Source organism: Vibrio makurazakiensis, from assembly GCF_050337375.1.
Lineage (GTDB): Bacteria > Pseudomonadota > Gammaproteobacteria > Enterobacterales > Vibrionaceae > Vibrio > Vibrio makurazakiensis.
Map to the genome: position 1 here is coordinate 1 of NZ_JAKJSW010000306.1, position 3,749 is coordinate 3,749.

Genomic DNA, 3,749 nt, shown 5'->3' on the forward strand with positions numbered 1-3,749 from the left:
CCTATTTGTGACTAAGTTTATGTCTTGTAAGAAACAAGGGTTACAAGTTTTATTGATAAACCTAATTATTCTAATCCCTATTGTTTTGTTTGGTAGTACGCATAATTTTTCAGGTGAAGTGAGTAATCTACTTGGACGATTTTGGGGGATAATCACCCATTCTGCAGGTAGCAGCGGTTTCTTGATAACTCTATTCGTGCTGTCGTTATTGGTGCTAACCTTAAAGTTGCCATTCAAACGCCTTGTTTGTCTAGGGATGCAATTAGCTATTTTGTTGGTGCTAAGCTTTGCCGCAAAAACGACCCTTAAAAGTACTACTGAAAGCCCAAGGCCGTATACCGAGTTTTTAGCTCAGCAAGGCGTTATCGCAAGTCCTCAAGCCTTTTACGAACTCGATATAGATGAGAAAAATAGTGTAATAGACTCAATTGATGATGAAGTCAGCCAATGGAAAAGCACTCATTGGCATGGTGAAAAGGATTATTCATTCCCTTCTGGGCATACAATCTTTGTTGCGATTTGCTTGGCCTTTTTTGGCGGGTTGTTCCTTGAACAGCGAAAATATTGGCTCGTAGCTGGGTTACTTGTTTGGGCTGGCTGTGTTGCTTATAGCCGTTTATGGTTAGGTATGCACCGGCCTATCGATTTAGCCGGTTCCATCATTTTTGGCGCTATTATTTATACCGTCACTCCCACTTTCCATAACCTGATTGTGGAACGCTGGATTAATCGGTTTATCCATAAAACCGAGTAACACTGTCAAGGGGGGAGCCACTCCCCCTATATCATTAATTGAGTGGGTTAAGTGTCGCATTTAAATGTATCGACAAGGAACTGTAAGAATACCCGTACTTTTGGGGTTGCACCTCGGTGACTAGGATAAACGGCAAACATATCTACTTTATCAAAGTGCCATTCAGGTAAGACATTCAAAAGCTTTCCGTTCTTAATTGCCTGTTTAGCCATATATTCCGGTAACTCAGTGATCCCCATATGGTCTTGTGCTAATTGCCTAAGTACTGAAAAATCGTCGCATTTTAGGGCCGGGTTAAAGTCAACTTTTTCAGTTTTCTCATTAGATTGTAATACCCACTGCGCTTTCTGCTCTTTCATGTTCATCCATAGGCATTGATGATCCTTTAAATCACATGGTTTAAGTAATTTCCGACCCTCTAGATATTGCGGCGACGCGTATAAGCGAAGAGGTAATTGACATATCTTCCGAGCAATTAAAGCCGAGTCATTAAGTTCGCCAATCCGAATGACTAGGTCGTAGCCTTCTTCAATAATATCCACACGGCGGTTGGTTAGCGAAAGTTCTATCTTTATATCTGGGTATTTAGCGTTAAATTCGGCTAATTTTTGCGCCAGTAATTCCTGACCAATTGCCAGAGATGCGCAAATCTTCAAATTACCTTGTGGCCGTTCAAGTAACGTTTCTACTGCTTGCTCTGCTGAATAAACTTCCTCTTTTATACGCTGGCAAAACGCATAATACTGCCGTCCAACTTCAGTTAAATGCTGAGTTCGAGTTGAACGTTCCAACAGACGTATCCCTAAATTTTCTTCTAAACGACTTATCTTTCGACTGATGTTGGATTTAGGCAAACCCATGCTTTCAGCCGCAGCGGTGAAACTGCCTTGTTCCACCACAGTGGCGAACACCATCATGTCATTCAAATTATTCATTCCACTAAACCAATTTTTGTTACCAAATATAGAACAATGTTATATCAACTTATATATATATCAAATTAATAAGACAGACTAATCTAAACCTATCGCTTAACAGAGCAGTTAACCAATAAGGATTTAGACATGGAATTATTAACTCTTGATCAATTGCCACAGGGTGGTTTTGCAGGGCTAAAAGAGAAACAAGTCGTTACTGACTCTCGAGTTTTTGGTGGACGCAAGACAGCTATTAGTTCTAACGGAATTGGAAACTTCGTTTACCTAGCCGATGCTAACTTTCTGCCTTACGGAGAAACAGGCATGCATCCACATCGAGAAATAGACGTTATTAGCGTGATGGTTAAAGGTCGTATCAGCCATGCGGGTTCTTTAGAGCATGGACAAAGCCTAGAAGCCGGAAGTGTTCAGGTTCAAAGAGCGGGTGGGGAAGGTTTCGCTCATAACGAAATAAACCCTGATGGGATACCAAATCAAATGATCCAGTTGTGGGTTTTACCCGAAATCGCTGGCGAACCAGCAGGCTATCAAGTCTATGAGCCGGTTAAAGGTGAACGAACTCGAATTTATGGTGGCTCAGCTTCCGAAAACGGACCTTTTGAAAGTAAGACGATTATCGATGTGGTGCTTGCTGAGCAAGGACAATTGATTAGCCATTCAGGATCCGTCCTTGCGTATTTAAGTGCTGGTAGTGCGACGGTTAATGGACAAGAGGTCAAAGCGGGAACGTTAATTAAGACGGAAAAGTTAGAGCTAACAGCGCAAGAGTCGAGTCAACTTATCCTGGTTTATACCGAGTAATTTAGGTTCAAATTCGCTTCAAATTAAAAACAGATTAAGAACAATACAAACTAAACAATGTGAGGGAAACACGATGACTACTTCAAATAAATTTTCAGAGTTTTTGACACCGGATAATGCCGTTTTAGCCATGATTGACCATCAAACAGGATTAATGGTCGGCCTTGGTGATGAGCATCCTACTGTTATCAAAAATAACATCTTAGGGTTAACTCGAACCGCTCAGGCTATTGGTCTCCCGTCGGTTGTAACCGCAAGTTTGCCAGAGGGACCTAATGGACCAGTCATGCCCGAAATTACCGATATTCTTGGTGGGGAAGTGATTGAGCGAGAAGGTCAAATCAACGCATGGGATAGCGTAGCGTTCAAACAAGCGATTGAAAAAACGGGTCGTAAGAAAATCATTATGGCGGGAATAGTGACAGACGTTTGTTTACTGTTTCCAGCGCTCTCTGCGGTAGAGGAAGGGTACGACGTATATGCGGTCATCGATGCATCAGGCACTTGGAACAAAACAGTTCAAGAGGTTACGGTTCAGCGCTTAACTCAGGCTGGGGTGAAAGTGACGACATGGGCTTCAGTCTTAGCTGAGTTGATGAATGATTGGCGCAGTGATTATGGTGAAGTACTTGGTAGAGTGTTAGCCGACCATACAACAAAATACGGCTATGTGATGAACAGTTACTTTGCGAAAGGATAGTGATGATGAGTGGCGAACCTAAAAGTTCGTCACCCAATCGACATTGGGTGGCGATATATACTTTCTTGATTTTATTACCGTTAGTTTATTTTGTTCCCTCGTGGGTTATGAACAACATCACCGCACACCATGGGCTTGTTACTGTGTTATCAGTATCGATTATAGTCCCAATTGTTTCTTATCTCGCGTTACCACATTGCTTGAAATTTCATTTTAAATTTGTAAACCGAAAGTAAACAATAAAGCGAAACAACCAGCAGAATTATCGTGAAATGATTTGTAGTTGATAAAAAAGTTGTTACTATCGTCGCATACATAGTCGGGGGGCCATTAGGCTGAGATCGCATTGCGAGACCCGTTGAACCTGATTCAGTTAATACTGGCGTAGGGAACTATTTGTCTTGCTCTCGGTGAAGCGATCTCCCTTTACCTAGGTAAGAAAGTTYCTATGCGCCAGTCTAGGAGCTTTTATGCCACACTCTTCTGTTACATCACCTTCAGTTTCGTCTAGTACACCAATTGTTCTTACTATTGCAGGTTCAGACAGTGGTGGTGG

4 protein-coding genes and 1 riboswitch are annotated in these 3,749 nt (G+C 41.9%); of the genes, 3 read left to right on the plus strand and 1 reads right to left on the minus strand.

Going from position 1 to position 3,749, the window contains the following annotated elements; all coding sequences use genetic code 11:
* Positions 1-7 precede the first annotated feature (7 nt).
* Complete coding sequence (locus tag L4C33_RS20440) at positions 8-754, plus strand: phosphatase PAP2 family protein (RefSeq protein ID WP_428814236.1); 747 nt, start codon at positions 8-10, stop codon at positions 752-754.
* 47 nt (positions 755-801) lie between these two features.
* Here the strand turns inward: L4C33_RS20440 and L4C33_RS20445 are convergent, their stop codons facing one another.
* On the minus strand, positions 802-1,689 hold the full coding sequence (locus L4C33_RS20445; RefSeq protein WP_428814233.1) for a LysR family transcriptional regulator: 888 nt from the start codon (positions 1,687-1,689) through the stop codon (positions 802-804).
* Between the two features lie 129 nt (positions 1,690-1,818).
* Between L4C33_RS20445 and L4C33_RS20450 the strand changes: the two genes are divergently transcribed.
* Both L4C33_RS20450 and L4C33_RS20455 read left to right on the plus strand, forming a co-directional pair.
* Positions 1,819-2,493, plus strand: a complete 675-nt coding sequence (locus tag L4C33_RS20450) for a pirin family protein (RefSeq protein WP_428814234.1) — start codon at positions 1,819-1,821, stop codon at positions 2,491-2,493.
* 73 nt (positions 2,494-2,566) lie between these two features.
* Complete coding sequence (locus tag L4C33_RS20455; RefSeq protein WP_428814235.1) at positions 2,567-3,193, plus strand: isochorismatase family protein; 627 nt, start codon at positions 2,567-2,569, stop codon at positions 3,191-3,193.
* A gap of 310 nt (positions 3,194-3,503) precedes the next feature.
* Positions 3,504-3,601, plus strand: a riboswitch (TPP riboswitch).
* Positions 3,602-3,749: the final 148 nt, after the last annotated feature.

What these genes read in the sequence shown, in the direction of transcription:
- L4C33_RS20445 (WP_428814233.1), bottom strand. Translation starts at nt 1,689, where the DNA reads ATGAATAATTTGAATGACATGATGGTGTTCGCCACTGTGGTGGAACAA.
- L4C33_RS20455 (WP_428814235.1), top strand. Translation starts at nt 2,567, where the DNA reads ATGACTACTTCAAATAAATTTTCAGAGTTTTTGACACCGGATAATGCC.
- L4C33_RS20450 (WP_428814234.1), top strand. Translation starts at nt 1,819, where the DNA reads ATGGAATTATTAACTCTTGATCAATTGCCACAGGGTGGTTTTGCAGGG.